We start from the raw sequence: 14,585 nt of genomic DNA on the forward strand, positions 1-14,585 counted from the left end.
TTCATTTTTAAGCGTGAGCTACCACTTTTTTCGGGAATACTATTAGAGCCACGATAGGTGAAACCACCATCAGCGCAAACACCCAGACAAAGCCCATTGTGAAGCTACCGGTTGCATCAATTGACCAGCCAATCAGTTGGCTGTTCGCGGTGGCGATAACGAATGTACATACCCAGAACGTCGACATTGTATAAGTCACAGTTTGAGTATTGGCCCCTTTTAATGTCTCTTTTGGGATAGAGAAAATAAAGGCAAACCAGGTCGCAAACACAAAGCCCGTCAGGAATGAACAAACCAGAATCAGAATGTCATTGGTTGCGAACAGCATAATAAAGGTGGTAATTGCCATCGCGATGCTGGTGCTAAACAACCAGTTTTTATAATGGTAGCCGCGAGCTTTGCAGAATGGTCCTGCAATCGCACCGAGCATAATCCCGACCTGGTTTACCGTGCCGCTCAGGTGAGCATGCGATTCTGGCGGCAGGTGCGCGTATTTGGCGTAGTAAAGCGGCAGGAAGGTGAACATGAAAATCATCATGATCATCGCGCCGACGTACTGGGCAATCATCCCCCACACCACGCGGTTAAAAATCGCATCTCTCATAATGCGCAGTTTATCCGTGCTGCCGTCGTGGCTTGCAGTAGTAACAGCAACTTCTTCATCGGTGAAGAAGATTAGCCACACAGCACCCAGAACCAGTGTAACCACACCATAGACCGCCAGCAGATTTCTCCAGCCACCAAAGTAGATAGACAAGCTACCTGCCAGCGTCAACGCGATAATGGTGCCGATGATATTGGAGGTGCAGTTCAGGCTGTTGAGCGCAGATGCGGTTTTGTTATCAAACAAACGTGCCACGGTCGGCACCAGTGAAACCAGGCAAATTGCACCGCCCAGGCCGCCCATAAAGCGAATAACTAACAGCAGGTCAAAATTATTGGTCCATGGGATAAATATCGATAACCCGGTAAGCACACAACCCAAAAGATAGGATTTCTTCGCACCCAATTGTGCCGTCAGAATTGACGTGCAGAAGGCACCAAGAATTTTCGCCCACAGAATCACATTCGACATCAACGCCGCATGAGAAACATCGATATTAAAATCAGCCATGATTTGCGGCATCACTGCACCGGTTGTCGCCCAGGCAGCACCAAAAACCATATAGACCGCATACAGAACAAACTCGATTATCCACTTATTCACGCAGAAACCTCCTGAGCGCTCAGAGTGATGATTTCCAGCAGCATTTCGCTTGCCAGGCGCAGGGATTCTGCAGGGAGAAACTCTTTGGTGGAGTGGAAATTATGAGCACCGGTAAAGATATTCACGGTAGGTAAACCGGCTGGAGTGATGACACTGCCGTCATACCCACCACGCATAATTAGCGGCTTCGGCTCGATTCCCAAATTGCGCATCGCCTGTTGAACACTGGCAATAATTTCCGGCTTTTTGTCGAGACCCGCTTTGACATTATCGTAAGTATCAGATAGTTCCAGAATAACATTGTCGTGGCCGTAGCGATTTTGGAGTTGTTCGGTAATTGAACGTAGTGTTGCTTTTCTATTCTGGTAGCCGTCGACTTCAAAATCACGCAGTGCAATTTCAAGCGTAGCACTGACGGTATTACCGCTAATTTTATTCACCCAGAAATAGCCTTCACGACCCTCTGTTAATTCAGGGCGTTCAGCTTCGGGTAATGCGTTAATCACTTCATTAGCGATTAATACGGCATTAACCAGTTTTCCTTTGGCGCTCATTGGATGGGCAGTCACGCCTTTAAAGGTCATTTTTGCGCTGCCTGCATACCAGTTTTCAACCACATATTCGCCGATACCACAGCAGTCGAGGCAAATACCAAAGTCAGCATTTAATGCGGCCACGTTTAATGCTTTAGCTCCGCGAATACCAATTTCTTCATCCGGGAGCAATACCAGTTTGATATCGCCATGTTTAAAGTCCGGTGTCGCAAGCATATAGCGAATAGCTTCGACGCCAGCGGCAATCGCGGCTTTGTCGTCAGCGCCCAACAGGCTGGTGCCATCGGTGGTAATGATCTCCTGGCCTATGTAGTCCAGCAATTCAGGGAATGCTTCAACGGTAATCGCATCGCCAGTCGCAGGCAGCACGATATCTGTACCGTCATAGTTTTTCACGCGTACAGCGTGGGTGTCATTCGCGTTATCTGGCGCTGTGTCGAGATGTGCAAAGAAGACAATGGAGGGCATTTCCGGGTTATTTGCGGCAAGGCTAAGAACGGTAATAGCATTATCGTTAATGGTGGTCTCAACAGCACTTTCAGTTGCGAACTCATCGGCAACAAGTTGCGCTAATTTGTACTGGTTTTCACAGCTAGGAAGTTGTTGATTATCTGCAACGGAAGTGGTGTTGATTGTTGTATACCTGATAAAGGTATTTATTATTTGGTCTGCATTGATACGTGTTGTCATTATTTGCTACTCACCATTAACATTGAATGGTTGGTAAATATCATAATTGCATCAACCTCGTCATATTCGTTATAACTCAGTTGTTATTTTGCAAAATATTAACCATTCATATTATGAATCGAAGTGTTTAGCATTATTAGTCAGGAAGGCGGGGTAATGCGTGATAGAGATCAATAGCGAGGGGATTTATTAAAAGCCAGATTCGCTCTGGCTTTTAATTATTAGCAGGAAGGTTTGCTGCCCATCGGAGGTAAATAACGCTGAGGATCAATCGCGTTTGCCCGGTAGCGAATCTGGAAGTGGAGATTCACAGAATCCGAACCGCTGCTACCCATGGTGGCAATTTTCTGCCCGGCAGTGACTTTCTGACTGGTGTTCACCAATGTCGTTTCGTTGTGCGCGTAGGCGGTGATGTATTCTTCGTTATGTTTGATCATCACTAAATTGCCGTAGCCACGAAGCTGGTTGCCGACGTAAACCACTGTTCCAGCGGCGGATGCGTAAATCGGTTGCCCGCGTTTTCCAGCTATATCAATACCTTTATTCCCACCATCACTATCGGAGAAAGGCGCAATCACTTTACCCGACGTCGGCCAGAGCCAGCATTTTGAGCCAACCGGAGGTGCAGCGACTTTCGCTACGCTACTTGTGGAAGATGAACGTGGTTTCGAGGTTTTCGCAACGGCTGTTTTCTTTGAAGAAGATGAAGAACCAGAGCTACTTTTAACACGGATTTTTTGCCCTATCTCCAGCGTATAAGGAGCAGGAATACCATTGAGGCGTGCCAGTTGGCCGACACTTGTGCCAGTCATGCGTGAGATTTTGGAAAGGGTATCGCCACGTTTGACAGTGTAAACCGAGCCGTTGTAACTGCCGGAGGATGCTTTAGAGCTGCCCGCTTTATTTGATGAACAAGCGACGAGTAACAGGCTTAGTAGGAGGATGAGGACATTGGGTGCCCATGTTCTGACTGTGCTTTCCTTGCTCAAACCAATCCTCTGAATACATTAACTAAAAAATGGGTTCCTCCCCGAAGGGAGGAACGAGCATAACTTACTTAACCGGGCGCAGAGCCGGGAACAAGATAACGTCACGAATGGTGTGGCTGTTAGTGAACAGCATAACCATACGGTCGATACCAATGCCCAGACCCGCCGTTGGTGGCAAGCCGTGCTCCAGTGCAGTCACGTAGTCTTCGTCGAAGAACATCGCTTCGTCGTCGCCTGCGTCTTTCGCATTAACCTGGTCAGCAAAGCGCTGTGCCTGATCTTCTGCATCGTTAAGCTCGGAGAAGCCGTTACCGATTTCACGACCACCGATGAAGAACTCGAAGCGGTCCGTGATTTCTGGGTTCTCGTCATTACGACGCGCCAGTGGAGAAACTTCTGCCGGGTATTCAGTAATGAAGGTCGGCTGAATCAGGTGGCTTTCAGCCACTTCTTCGAAGATCTCGGTGACTACACGGCCCAGACCCCAGCTCTTCTCGACTTTGATGCCGATAGCTGCTGCGATTTCCAGTGCTTTGCCCATATCGTCCAGATCTGCAATATCAGTTTCCGGGCGGTATTTTTTGATGGCTTCACGCATGGTCAATTTGGCGAATGGCTGGTCGAAGTCAAAGATCTCTTCGCCATACTTAACCTGCGCAGTACCCAACACGTCATGTGCCAGAGTACGGAACAGAGATTCGGTCAGCTCGATCAGGTCTTTGTAATCCGCATACGCCATGTAGAGTTCCATCATGGTGAACTCTGGGTTGTGACGCGGAGAAATACCTTCGTTACGGAAGTTACGGTTGATCTCGAATACGCGATCGAAGCCACCCACTACCAGGCGCTTCAGATACAGTTCCGGCGCAATACGCAGGTACATATCGATATCCAGCGCGTTGTGATGCGTGATGAATGGACGCGCAGATGCGCCACCCGGGATCACTTGCATCATTGGCGTTTCAACTTCCATAAAGCCACGTGCAACCATGAACTGACGGACGCCAGCCATAATCTGTGAGCGGATTTTAAAGGTGTTGCGGGATTCGTCGTTAGAGATCAGATCCAGGTAACGCTGGCGGTAGCGCGCTTCTTGATCCTGCAGGCCGTGGAATTTGTCCGGCAGCGGGCGCAGTGCTTTGGTCAGCAGGCGCAGTTCAGTACAGTGAATAGAAAGCTCACCAGTTTTGGTTTTGAACAGCTTACCGCGAGCACCCAGGATGTCACCGAGGTCCCATTTTTTGAACTGCTCGTTGTAGATGCCTTCTGGCAAATCATCACGCGCAACGTAAAGCTGAATGCGACCACCAACATCTTGCAGGGTAACGAAAGACGCTTTACCCATGATACGGCGAGTCATCATACGACCAGCAACGGCAACTTCAATGCCCAGCTCTTCCAGCTCTTCGTTCTCTTTCGCATCGAAGTCAGCGTGCAATTGGTCTGAGGTATGATCGCGACGGAAATCATTTGGGAAAGCAATGCCCTGCTCGCGCAGGCCTGCCAGCTTCTCGCGGCGTGCTTTCAGTTCATTATTAAGATCGACCGCTTCGGTACCCTGTGCTTGTTGTTCAGACATGTTGGTTCCTCATAACCCTGCTTTCAAACTTGCTTCGATAAATTTGTCCAGATCGCCATCCAGTACCGCCTGCGTGTTACGGGTTTCTACACCTGTACGCAAGTCTTTGATACGGGAGTCGTCCAGTACGTAAGAACGAATCTGGCTGCCCCAGCCGATATCCGATTTGTTGTCTTCCAGCGACTGCTTCTCAGCATTCTTCTTCTGCATTTCCAGCTCGTATAACTTCGCCTTCATCTGCTTCATCGCCTGATCTTTGTTCTTATGTTGCGAACGGTCGTTCTGGCACTGAGTCACTGTATTAGTCGGAAGGTGGGTAATACGCACCGCGGATTCTGTACGGTTAACGTGCTGACCGCCTGCGCCAGATGCACGATACACATCGATACGCAGATCCGCCGGGTTGATTTCGATATCAATATCGTCATCCACTTCTGGATAAACGAAGGCGGAGCTAAAGGAGGTATGGCGACGGCCGCCGGAATCGAACGGACTCTTACGAACCAGGCGATGGACGCCAGTTTCGGTACGCAACCAGCCAAAGGCATACTCGCCCTGAATGCGAATAGTCACCGATTTAATACCGGCAACTTCACCTTCAGACTCTTCAATAATTTCGGTTTTGAAGCCACGTGCTTCTGCCCAACGCAGATACATACGCATCAACATGCTGGCCCAGTCTTGCGCTTCGGTGCCGCCAGAACCTGCCTGAATGTCGATATAACAGTCAGCGCTGTCATATTCGCCGGAGAACATACGACGGAACTCCAGCTGTGCCAGTTTGGCTTCGAGCTGGTCTATCTCAACAATGGTTTCATTGAAGGTATCTTCGTCGTCGGCTTCGATGGCCAACTCCAGCAAGCCGTTAACATCTTCCAGCCCCTGAGTCATTTGGTCCAATGTATCGACAATGGCTTCCAGTGAAGAACGCTCTTTACCTAACGCTTGCGCGCGTTCAGGTTCGTTCCACACATCAGGCTGTTCCAGCTCTGCGTTTACTTCTTCCAGGCGCTCTTTCTTGGCATCATAGTCAAAGATACCCCCTAAGAACGTCGCTGCGCTCAGTGAGGTCCTGGATGCGGTTTTTTACCGGGTTAATTTCAAACATGGTCTGTATTATCTTATGTTGATGACAGAAGACGAAAATGCGGTCGTAGACCGGAAAGTTTACCGGAATTACGCCGCTTTTTATAGCTTTGTTGCCCGTTAATAGCCAAGTAATAGGGCTATAGAGGCCAGATATGATCGATTAACAACTGAACGCTGCGATTACCGCGAAACTCATTTACGTCCAGCTTGAAAGCCAATTCAACTTCACGCACGCCGTTATCCGGCCAGCATCCGGTATCCACATTGAAGGCAATGCCGTCAATCAGCGGGCCACCGCCGATGGGTTCAACCATCACTTTAAGATGGCGTTCGCCCACCAGCCGTTGTTGTAACAAACGGAATTTGCCGTCAAATAATGGCTCAGGGAACATCTGCCCCCACGGCCCGGCATCGCGCAGCATCTCAGCGGTTTCCAGCGTCATCTCTTGCGCGGAAATAGCACCGTCTGACCAAATCACGCCCTGAAGCAATGCGGGATCAAGCCATTCGCCGATCAGATCGCCAAAGCGCTGGCGGAACTCTTCAAATTTAGCTTCCTCCAGCGACAAACCTGCCGCCATCGCGTGGCCGCCAAATTTCAGCATCATGCCCGGATACAGAGTATCGAGACGCTCAAGAGCATCGCGCATATGCAAGCCTTGCACCGAGCGGCCAGAGCCTTTCAGCGTGCCGTCACCAGCGGGTGCAAATGCAATTACCGGGCGGTTAAAGCGCTCTTTGATACGTGAAGCCAGGATACCGACCACGCCCTGATGCCATTCCGGGTGGTACATCGCCAGGCCATATGGCAACTCATCATGGCTGTGCTCAAGTTGTTGGCACAGGGTTAGCGCTTCAACCTGCATGCCTTGCTCAATCTCTTTACGTGTCTGATTGAGTGCATCCAGCTCATTGGCCAACATCCGTGCTTCAGCAATATTTTCACTGAGCAGTAGCGCCACACCTACGGACATATCGTCCAGGCGCCCTGCCGCATTCAGGCGCGGACCTAACGCAAAACCTAAATCGCTGGCAGCAAGTTTTTGCGGCTCACGGTTAGCGACTTCCAGCAGTGCTTTAATACCAGGGCGACATTTGCCTGCACGAATACGGCTCAAGCCCTGCCAGGTCAAAATGCGGTTATTGGTATCAAGCGGAACAACGTCGGCCACGGTGCCCAATGCCACTAAATCCAGCAATTCTGCAATGTTTGGAATCGCCAGGCCCTGCTGTTCAAACCAGCCGCAATCACGCAGATGAGCACGCATTGCCAGCATCAGATAAAAGGCAACGCCAACACCGGCAAGTGATTTTGACGGGAACTCACAATCAACCAAATTTGGGTTAACGATAGCATCAGCCACCGGAAGTTCAGGCCCCGGCAGGTGATGATCCGTCACGACTACCGGAATGCCCAGTGCGTGAGCTCGTTCAACACCGCTATGGGAAGAGATCCCGTTATCAACGGTCAAAATCATCTGCGCGCCACGCGCATGAGCTTGATCCACTACTTCCGGACTCAAACCATATCCGTCGTCGAAACGGTTAGGTACGAGATAGCTAACGTTTTGGCACCCAAGGCTGCGCAGCCCCAACACACTTAACGCGGTGCTGGTCGCGCCATCGGCATCAAAATCGCCGACCACGATAATGCGCAAACCTTCACGGAAAGCGTTATGCAGTATCTCAACGGCTTTATCCATGCCATTAAGTTGTTGCCACGAAAGCATTCCCTTCACACTACGTTCAAGGTCTTGCTCGCCACGTACGCCACGGCTGGCGTACAGGCGCTTTAAAAGCGGATGCAGTTCCTGAGGCAGCACGACAGAATCATCAACGGTACGACGGCGAAGTTGTGTTTGCTGTTTCACCCGTTAACTACCCACCTACATTGGTAAGTTGCTGGTGTGCATCCAGCATTTGCTTCATCTCTTTCGGCCCCTGGTAGCCAGGAATAACCGTTCCGTTACTCAGCACAATTGCAGGCGTCCCCTGAATACCAAACTGCACGCCCAGGTTGTAATGGTTGGCGATATTCATATCGCAGGTCCCACCCGCAACAGCTTCTCCTTTCATCGCTGCATCAAATGCTTTTTTAGGGTCTTTTGCACACCAGATAGCTTTCATATCGTTTTCAGTCTGGCTTTGCAGACCCTGGCGTGGGAAGGCCAGGTAACGCACGGTAATACCTAGCGCGTTGTAGTCTTTCATCTCTTCATGCAGCTTGTGGCAATAGCCGCAGGTAATGTCGGTGAACACCGTAATGACGTGTTTCTCTTGCGGCGCTTTGTAAACGATCATCTCTTTTTCGAGCGCGTTCAGTTTACCCACCAGCAGCTGATTGGTGACGTTAACAGGCTGCGCGCCGCTCACATCGTACAGCGGCCCCTGAATAACGTGTTTACCGTCTTCGGTCACATACAAAACGCCGCTATCGGTTAATACCGTTTTCATGCCCGCAACAGGTGCTGACTGAATGTCAGCATTTTGCACGCCTAACTTAGCAAGAGACTGCTTGATTGCTGCGTCGTCAGCATGAACAAAACCGGACACAGAGACCGCTAATAATGGGAGCAGCCACAAACGCTTTTTCATGATGATTCCTTATCTTCTACCACTCACGCTCGTGGGTGGTGCTGTTGATGTAGCTGGCGTAACCGCTCTGTAGCTACATGCGTATAAATTTGGGTGGTGGACAAATCGCTGTGTCCAAGCAACATCTGTACGACTCGCAAATCCGCACCATGGTTCAGTAGATGCGTGGCAAATGCGTGTCGCAGAACATGTGGTGACAGCTTTTCGCTATCGATTCCAGCCTGCACCGCATAATGTTTAATGCGATGCCAGAATGTCTGGCGCGTCATTTGTTGGGCACGATTGCTCGGGAAAACGGTATCTATTGATACGCCATTGAGCAGCCATGGCCGCCCATGTTCCAGGTAGTTTTCCAGCCAGTAAACGGCTTCTTCACCCATTGGAACCAGACGTTCTTTATTGCCTTTGCCGATGACCCGCACAACTCCCTGACGTAGGCTGACATCACTCATCGTCAGCCCAACGAGCTCCGATACACGCAGCCCGGTAGCATACAATAATTCGAGCATCGCTTTGTCACGCAGCTCGATAGGCTGGTCGACACAAGGAGCTTGCAGTAGACGTTCTACCTGCGCTTCGCTTAAATCTTTCGGCAAACGCTGCGGTAGTTTTGGCGATGAAAGCATCACACTCGGGTCATCTTCGCGTAATTTTTCGCGGTAGAGATACTGAAACAACCGACGAATCGCGCTCAGCATACGCGCTGAACTTGTTGCTTTATAGCCACCTTCAAGGCGCTCAGCAAACAGCGACTGCAAATCGCCAGTTTGCACATTCAGCAGACTCAAAGAGTGACGTTCCAGCCACTCCGCCACCATCTTCAGATCCCGACGGTAGGAGTCTAACGTGTTTTGTGCCAGGTTCCGCTCAAGCCAGAGCGCATCAAGAAATTGTTCGATTCGGGCCAGATCCTGTTCCACTACAGCCTCACATTTGGCGAATTGTGTCCATTATGCATGATGCACAATGGGATCTGATACACTTGCAATCCTGCACGTTTTTAAAAGAGTTGTTAACGCGATGAACATTGGCCTTTTTTATGGCTCCAGCACTTGTTACACCGAAATGGCTGCCGAAAAAATTCGTGACATCATTGGCCCGGAACTGGTGACACTGCACAATCTGAAAGATGATTCACCAGCCATGATGGAACAATACGATGTGTTAATTCTCGGTATCCCCACCTGGGATTTCGGCGAATTACAGGAAGACTGGGAAGCCGTCTGGGATCAACTGGATAATCTGAATCTTGAAGGCAAACTGGTTGCGCTTTATGGCATGGGCGATCAGCTCGGCTACGGTGAATGGTTCCTTGATGCTCTGGGCATGCTGCACGACAAACTGGCCCCACGCGGCGCTCAGTTTATTGGCTATTGGCCAACTGAAGGCTATGAGTTTACTAGCCCTAAACCGGTTATTGCCGATGGGCAACTGTTCGTTGGCCTGGCGCTTGATGAAACCAATCAGTACGATTTAAGCGATGAGCGAATCGAAACCTGGTGTGAGCTAATTCTTGCAGAAATGGCCGAACATTTTGCCTGAAAGCTGTTTAAGCTTCCCCACTTCCACTCGCCTGTTGTTGCAGCATCAGGCGACGTAAATCACGCCACTCACCCGTGTCCATGCTATCAGCGGACAGCCATAAATGCTGGCAGCGTTTGCGCCCGACCCGGCGTAAGCGCAGCATCATGCCACTGCGTAAAACCCAAGGGGAACCAACGATTTCCCACTCCTGGTTTTGCCAACGCAGATGGTAGTCGGTCAGAAGTTTCATTTCGCCCTGGCAGGCATGGATGCGCCGCTGGCTGCGCACACTGTCAAATACAACCAGCGAAAGTAGCAGCATCCAGATTAGCGTATAGCTCATCGGCCACGGCATCAGCAGCACAAAAAGTGCCACCAGACCGTGTGCTAAAAGTGATAGCCATTGTGCACGCCAGGAGACGCGAAGATCAGATTGCCACAGGACCACGTTCTTTATTCCGTGTCTGAATCAGTGTCACCATCCGTTGCAGCTCTGTATCTGCGGGTTTGCCATGATTCATTAACCAATTGAACAGGTCTGGATCATCGCTTTCCAGCAAACGGACAAACAACTGCTTATCCTCAGTGCTTAACGAGTCATATTCATATTCGAAGAATGGCATAATCGAAATATCCAGCTCGCGCATTCCCCGGCGGCACGCCCAATGAATTCGGGCTTTGTTATTGATATCCATGTGCTCTTTCCTGGTTCTCTGACAAAGTAGGTACAAATGTTAGTGTAACGTGTTTTTATGGCACGCATTAAATGAATGTTACCGTTTGCGCGCTTTATCGTGAGAAAAATCTGTAATGCGTTGCTGTTGCATTAACCTTGCGAGAAAACGCGTAAGCGCACAACTCGCGTTATCAAACTGCTTGCATTGCCAAATGGCTCTTTTACCATTGAGCCAATTCATTTGCTCAAAACCCAGGGACATAACTATGGCTTTCACTCCATTTCCTCCGCGTCAGCCTACGGCCGCAGCCCGCCTGCCGCTAACACTCATGACTCTTGATGATTGGGCACTGGCAAGCGTGACAGGCAAAGATGCAGAAACCTACCTACAAGGCCAGGTCACGACCGACGTTGCACAACTGGCTGCAAATCAGCACACACTTTGCGCGCATTGTGACGCGAAAGGAAAAATGTGGAGCAACTTGCGCCTGTTCCATCGTGGCGAGGGTTTTGCCTTGATTGAGCGCCGCAACCTGCGTGATGCGCAGCTTGTTGAGCTAAAAAAATATGCAGTATTTTCCAAAGTCACCATCGCTCCAGATGATGAAAGCGTGCTGATGGGCGTTGCAGGTTTCCAGGCTCGCGCTGCGCTGGCTAATCTCTTTGCCACCTTGCCTGATGCAGAGAATCCGGTTGTACAAGAAGGTGCTACCACGCTCCTATGGTTCAACTTACCTGCCGAGCGTTTCATGCTGGTAACTGATGAATCTACCGCGCAAATACTGGCTGAAAAATTACAGGGTGAAGCACAGCGTAACGACAGCCAGCAATGGTTAGCTCTGGAGATTGAAGCTGGTATTCCGGTTATTGAACCGGTTAACAGCGCACAGTTCATCCCACAGGCCACGAACCTTCAGGCGCTGGGCGGAATCAGCTTCAAAAAAGGTTGTTACACCGGCCAGGAAATGGTGGCTCGTGCGAAATTCCGTGGCGCTAACAAGCGTGCTCTATGGTATCTCGCAGGCAAAGCCAGCCGCTTACCGGAAGCTGGTGAAGACCTGGAGTTGAAAATGGGTGATAACTGGCGTCGTACCGGTACGGTACTGGCAGCCAGCCAGCTTGATGATGGGCGAGTATTGGTTCAGGTTGTGATGAACAACGATCTGGAAGCCAATAGCGTGCTGCGCGTTCGTGATGATGTCGGCAGCGAGCTGGTTATTGAGCGACTGCCATATTCGTTAGAAGATGAGTAAAACAACCCGCCGTCGCCCTGCACATGGGGCGACGGATAATTAATGAATATAGAGATAAATCGCAAGGAAGTGGCATACACTGCCGCCGAGCACAAAACCGTGCCAGATTGCATGGTTGTAGGGAATACGCTTGCAGACGTAGAAAATCACTCCCAGCGAGTAAATCACCCCGCCAACTGCCAACAGCGTTACGCTGCCCGGCGCGAGTTTAATTACCATCTGATAAATAACTACCAACGATAACCAGCCCATCAGCAGATAAGTCACTAACGATAAAACCTTAAAGCGATGTGCGATGGTGAGCTTAAAGAGAATACCGGCCAGCGCCAGCCCCCAAATAACAACCATCAGCCCGCGCGCCAGAGGCGAATCCAGGCCCACGAGTAAAAAGGGCGTATACGTCCCGGCTATCAACAAATAAATTGCGCAGTGGTCAAATTTTTTCAGCCAGCGCTTGGCGGGTTGATGGGGAATCGCGTGATACAACGTTGATGCGAGAAACAGCAAAATCATGCTGCCGCCGTACAGGCTATAACTGGTTATTGCTGTCACACTTGCGTTAGCATCAACCGCCTGTATCAGTAACAAAACCAGCCCGACAATCCCAAAAACCAGTCCTATACCATGGCTAATACTGTTGGCGATTTCCTCGGCCATTGAATATCCTTTCGCTATCAATGGTTTGTCAGACATATGGCAACTCCCGGTGAGACAAAAAATGGATAATGCATTGCAACTCTACCCAAGATAATTCGAGTTGCATAAAGGCGGCGACGCAGTGAGTCCCCAGGAGCTTACTTGAGTAAGTGACGGGGGTGAACGAGGAAAGCCAACGCATATGCAGCTCGAAGAATGATGGGTAGAGCATAGCTGAGAACGATTCCAGCTAACACCTGTACGCTAAAATAAATCCATCAAAACTTATAACGGTATCGATACAATATATTCACACCAATAATTTACTAATGGAGCACCAGGATGACGCAGCTAGCTTTCGGCGCAATGAGTGAAGTGATTAACTTTCTGATGGAGATCGACAAGCTAAAACTTGTTGAGCGCCGCACTAAGATTATCGGTCATGGTCGCCCCGAGAACTCCGCTGAACATAGCTGGCATTTTGCCGTAGCAGCCATGAGTCTTGCTTCCTTCGCCCCAGAGAATGTTGATATTTCCCGCGTCGTCCAGATGGCATTACTGCATGATATCGTCGAGATAGATGTCGGTGATGTCCTGGTTTATGACCTTGCCGCTCGCGCAGCCATTGTCGAGAAAGAAGCCGTCGCAGCTGAAAGGTTGTTTGGATTGTTACCTGAACCACAGAGCACTCTGTTTTTACAGCTATGGCTGGAATATGAAGCCGGTGCCACCGCCGATTCTCGCTTTGCAGGAGCACTCGATAGAATCCTCCCTATCCTGCAAAATTTACATAACGATGGGCAAAGCTGGCGCGAGAATGGAATTTCGCTCGAACAAGTGTTGAAGCGCAACGCGCTGGTGGGCGAAAGCTGGCCCGAATTATGGCAACATGTCGTCGGTCATTTATATTCAGCGCAAGAAAAAGGCTGGTTAATTTAATTCGGGAAGACCCAGATGTTTACTCATGCAGCAATTGCCAATCTCAATGGCCTGGAAATGCTGGTCTATAATTTTGTCATCAAAAATCGTGACAAAGTGATGTACATGACAATCCGCGAGTTGGCTGATGCGGTGGGCGTTTCCACGACAACAGTGCTGCGTTTTTGCCGCAAGCTAAATTGCGAAGGCTATTCTGAATTTCGTGTGCGCTTTAAATTGTATCTTGAGCAAAATGATGAGCAGCTGGTTAATTTTGGCCCGAGTGAAATAATCAGCTTTTTTAAAAGCACTAATAATGAAGAGTTTGATAATTTAATTGATCGGGCAGTTGATATTATTTGTTCATCAGAACGAATTATATTTGTCGGAGCCGGCACTTCGGGTGCGTTGGCTAAATATGGTGCACGTTTCTTTTCTAATGTCGGAAAATTTAGTAACCATATTGATGACCCTTATTTCCCAGTCACTAATGATATGGCGAAAAATGCCCTGGCAATTGTGCTTTCAGTCTCCGGTGAAACAGAAGAGATCCTGCGCTTCGCCAGCCAGTTCAGCCTGCATAACTGTAAAGTGCTCTCCATTACCAGCCACGAGAACTCAGCGCTGGCAAAGCTTGCTGACTTTAATATCTCCTGGCACATTCCACTTACACGCGTTGGCGGGGTGTATGACATCACCACGCAAATCCCTGTCATTTATATTTTAGAGACCATCGGCCGTAAATTGGCTAAGAAAATGGCATAAAAAAACAGCCTGTTTTTTCCGTGTAACAAATCACATGAATCGTGATTTGTTATATCGTGACAATTAAATCTCATTTGCTAGACTCCAGACCAGAGCTTATTAATGCGCTG

15 protein-coding genes are annotated in these 14,585 nt (G+C 49.6%); 4 read left to right on the forward strand and 11 right to left on the reverse strand.

Going from position 1 to position 14,585, the window contains the following annotated elements; genetic code table 11:
• Nucleotides 1-7: 7 nt before the first annotated feature.
• From LVQ76_RS05420 to xerD, 8 genes are all read right to left on the reverse strand, one after another.
• Nucleotides 8-1,207, reverse strand: coding sequence for an MFS transporter (locus tag LVQ76_RS05420; protein ID WP_232904582.1), 1,200 nt, complete (start codon nucleotides 1,205-1,207; stop codon nucleotides 8-10).
• The gene (gene pepT / locus LVQ76_RS05425; RefSeq protein ID WP_232864534.1) at nucleotides 1,204-2,451 is read right to left on the reverse strand and encodes a peptidase T; all 1,248 of its coding nucleotides are present in this window, start codon (nucleotides 2,449-2,451) and stop codon (nucleotides 1,204-1,206) included. Before pepT ends, LVQ76_RS05420 begins: the two co-directional genes overlap by 4 nt.
• 221 nt (nucleotides 2,452-2,672) lie before the next feature.
• Nucleotides 2,673-3,440 carry an amidase activator ActS gene (gene actS / locus LVQ76_RS05430; RefSeq protein ID WP_151993204.1) on the reverse strand — a complete coding sequence of 256 codons (768 nt, stop codon included), beginning with the start codon at nucleotides 3,438-3,440 and terminating at the stop codon, nucleotides 2,673-2,675.
• A 64-nt stretch (nucleotides 3,441-3,504) separates the two neighbouring features.
• Nucleotides 3,505-5,019: a lysine--tRNA ligase gene (lysS, locus tag LVQ76_RS05435; RefSeq protein WP_151993203.1), complete on the reverse strand. Its 1,515-nt coding sequence runs from the start codon at nucleotides 5,017-5,019 to the stop codon at nucleotides 3,505-3,507.
• Nucleotides 5,020-5,028: 9 nt separating this feature from the next.
• A protein-coding gene (gene prfB / locus LVQ76_RS05440) for a peptide chain release factor 2 (RefSeq protein WP_122974007.1) occupies nucleotides 5,029-6,127 on the reverse strand; the annotation gives its coding sequence in 2 pieces (ribosomal slippage) (nucleotides 5,029-6,051 and nucleotides 6,053-6,127; 1,098 coding nt in all).
• 118 nt (nucleotides 6,128-6,245) lie between these two features.
• The gene (gene recJ, locus LVQ76_RS05445) at nucleotides 6,246-7,979 is read right to left on the reverse strand and encodes a single-stranded-DNA-specific exonuclease RecJ (protein ID WP_232921178.1); all 1,734 of its coding nucleotides are present in this window, start codon (nucleotides 7,977-7,979) and stop codon (nucleotides 6,246-6,248) included.
• Nucleotides 7,980-7,986: 7 nt separating this feature from the next.
• Nucleotides 7,987-8,703: a bifunctional protein-disulfide isomerase/oxidoreductase DsbC gene (dsbC, locus tag LVQ76_RS05450; protein WP_232921179.1), complete on the reverse strand. Its 717-nt coding sequence runs from the start codon at nucleotides 8,701-8,703 to the stop codon at nucleotides 7,987-7,989.
• Nucleotides 8,704-8,726: 23 nt separating this feature from the next.
• Nucleotides 8,727-9,623, reverse strand: coding sequence for a site-specific tyrosine recombinase XerD (xerD, locus tag LVQ76_RS05455; protein ID WP_134184556.1), 897 nt, complete (start codon nucleotides 9,621-9,623; stop codon nucleotides 8,727-8,729).
• Between the two features lie 100 nt (nucleotides 9,624-9,723).
• On the opposite strand from xerD, the gene fldB reads away from it, so the two are divergent.
• Nucleotides 9,724-10,245 (forward strand): flavodoxin FldB, encoded by a 522-nt coding sequence (fldB, locus tag LVQ76_RS05460; RefSeq protein WP_154150580.1) that lies wholly within the window; start codon nucleotides 9,724-9,726, stop codon nucleotides 10,243-10,245.
• 7 nt (nucleotides 10,246-10,252) lie between these two features.
• Here the strand turns inward: fldB and LVQ76_RS05465 are convergent, their stop codons facing one another.
• On the reverse strand, nucleotides 10,253-10,675 hold the full coding sequence (locus LVQ76_RS05465) for a protein YgfX (RefSeq protein ID WP_232864538.1): 423 nt from the start codon (nucleotides 10,673-10,675) through the stop codon (nucleotides 10,253-10,255).
• On the reverse strand, nucleotides 10,656-10,922 hold the full coding sequence (sdhE, locus tag LVQ76_RS05470; RefSeq protein ID WP_064513590.1) for an FAD assembly factor SdhE: 267 nt from the start codon (nucleotides 10,920-10,922) through the stop codon (nucleotides 10,656-10,658). The genes LVQ76_RS05465 and sdhE overlap by 20 nt, the downstream gene beginning before the upstream one ends.
• Before the next feature lie 247 nt (nucleotides 10,923-11,169).
• On the opposite strand from sdhE, the gene ygfZ reads away from it, so the two are divergent.
• Nucleotides 11,170-12,156: a tRNA-modifying protein YgfZ gene (gene ygfZ, locus LVQ76_RS05475; protein ID WP_151993197.1), complete on the forward strand. Its 987-nt coding sequence runs from the start codon at nucleotides 11,170-11,172 to the stop codon at nucleotides 12,154-12,156.
• A 39-nt stretch (nucleotides 12,157-12,195) separates the two neighbouring features.
• Here ygfZ and trhA read toward each other — a convergent pair whose 3' ends face one another.
• Nucleotides 12,196-12,849, reverse strand: a complete 654-nt coding sequence (gene trhA / locus LVQ76_RS05480) for a PAQR family membrane homeostasis protein TrhA (protein ID WP_151993196.1) — start codon at nucleotides 12,847-12,849, stop codon at nucleotides 12,196-12,198.
• A 285-nt stretch (nucleotides 12,850-13,134) separates the two neighbouring features.
• Here trhA and LVQ76_RS05485 point away from each other — a divergent pair, with 285 nt between their 5' ends.
• Both LVQ76_RS05485 and LVQ76_RS05490 read left to right on the forward strand, forming a co-directional pair.
• Nucleotides 13,135-13,731 (forward strand): HD domain-containing protein, encoded by a 597-nt coding sequence (locus LVQ76_RS05485; protein WP_232921180.1) that lies wholly within the window; start codon nucleotides 13,135-13,137, stop codon nucleotides 13,729-13,731.
• A gap of 15 nt (nucleotides 13,732-13,746) precedes the next feature.
• On the forward strand, nucleotides 13,747-14,475 hold the full coding sequence (locus LVQ76_RS05490) for a MurR/RpiR family transcriptional regulator (RefSeq protein ID WP_064513598.1): 729 nt from the start codon (nucleotides 13,747-13,749) through the stop codon (nucleotides 14,473-14,475).
• Nucleotides 14,476-14,585 lie beyond the last annotated feature (110 nt).

This window comes from Buttiauxella cochleicola (assembly GCF_021283185.1).
Lineage (GTDB): Bacteria > Pseudomonadota > Gammaproteobacteria > Enterobacterales > Enterobacteriaceae > Buttiauxella > Buttiauxella massiliensis.

What these genes read in the sequence shown, in the direction of transcription:
- fldB (WP_154150580.1), top strand. Translation starts at nt 9,724, where the DNA reads ATGAACATTGGCCTTTTTTATGGCTCCAGCACTTGTTACACCGAAATG.
- LVQ76_RS05490 (WP_064513598.1), top strand. Translation starts at nt 13,747, where the DNA reads ATGTTTACTCATGCAGCAATTGCCAATCTCAATGGCCTGGAAATGCTG.
- trhA (WP_151993196.1), bottom strand. Translation starts at nt 12,849, where the DNA reads ATGTCTGACAAACCATTGATAGCGAAAGGATATTCAATGGCCGAGGAA.
- LVQ76_RS05485 (WP_232921180.1), top strand. Translation starts at nt 13,135, where the DNA reads ATGACGCAGCTAGCTTTCGGCGCAATGAGTGAAGTGATTAACTTTCTG.
- lysS (WP_151993203.1), bottom strand. Translation starts at nt 5,019, where the DNA reads ATGTCTGAACAACAAGCACAGGGTACCGAAGCGGTCGATCTTAATAAT.
- sdhE (WP_064513590.1), bottom strand. Translation starts at nt 10,922, where the DNA reads ATGGATATCAATAACAAAGCCCGAATTCATTGGGCGTGCCGCCGGGGA.
- pepT (WP_232864534.1), bottom strand. Translation starts at nt 2,451, where the DNA reads ATGACAACACGTATCAATGCAGACCAAATAATAAATACCTTTATCAGG.
- dsbC (WP_232921179.1), bottom strand. Translation starts at nt 8,703, where the DNA reads ATGAAAAAGCGTTTGTGGCTGCTCCCATTATTAGCGGTCTCTGTGTCC.
- ygfZ (WP_151993197.1), top strand. Translation starts at nt 11,170, where the DNA reads ATGGCTTTCACTCCATTTCCTCCGCGTCAGCCTACGGCCGCAGCCCGC.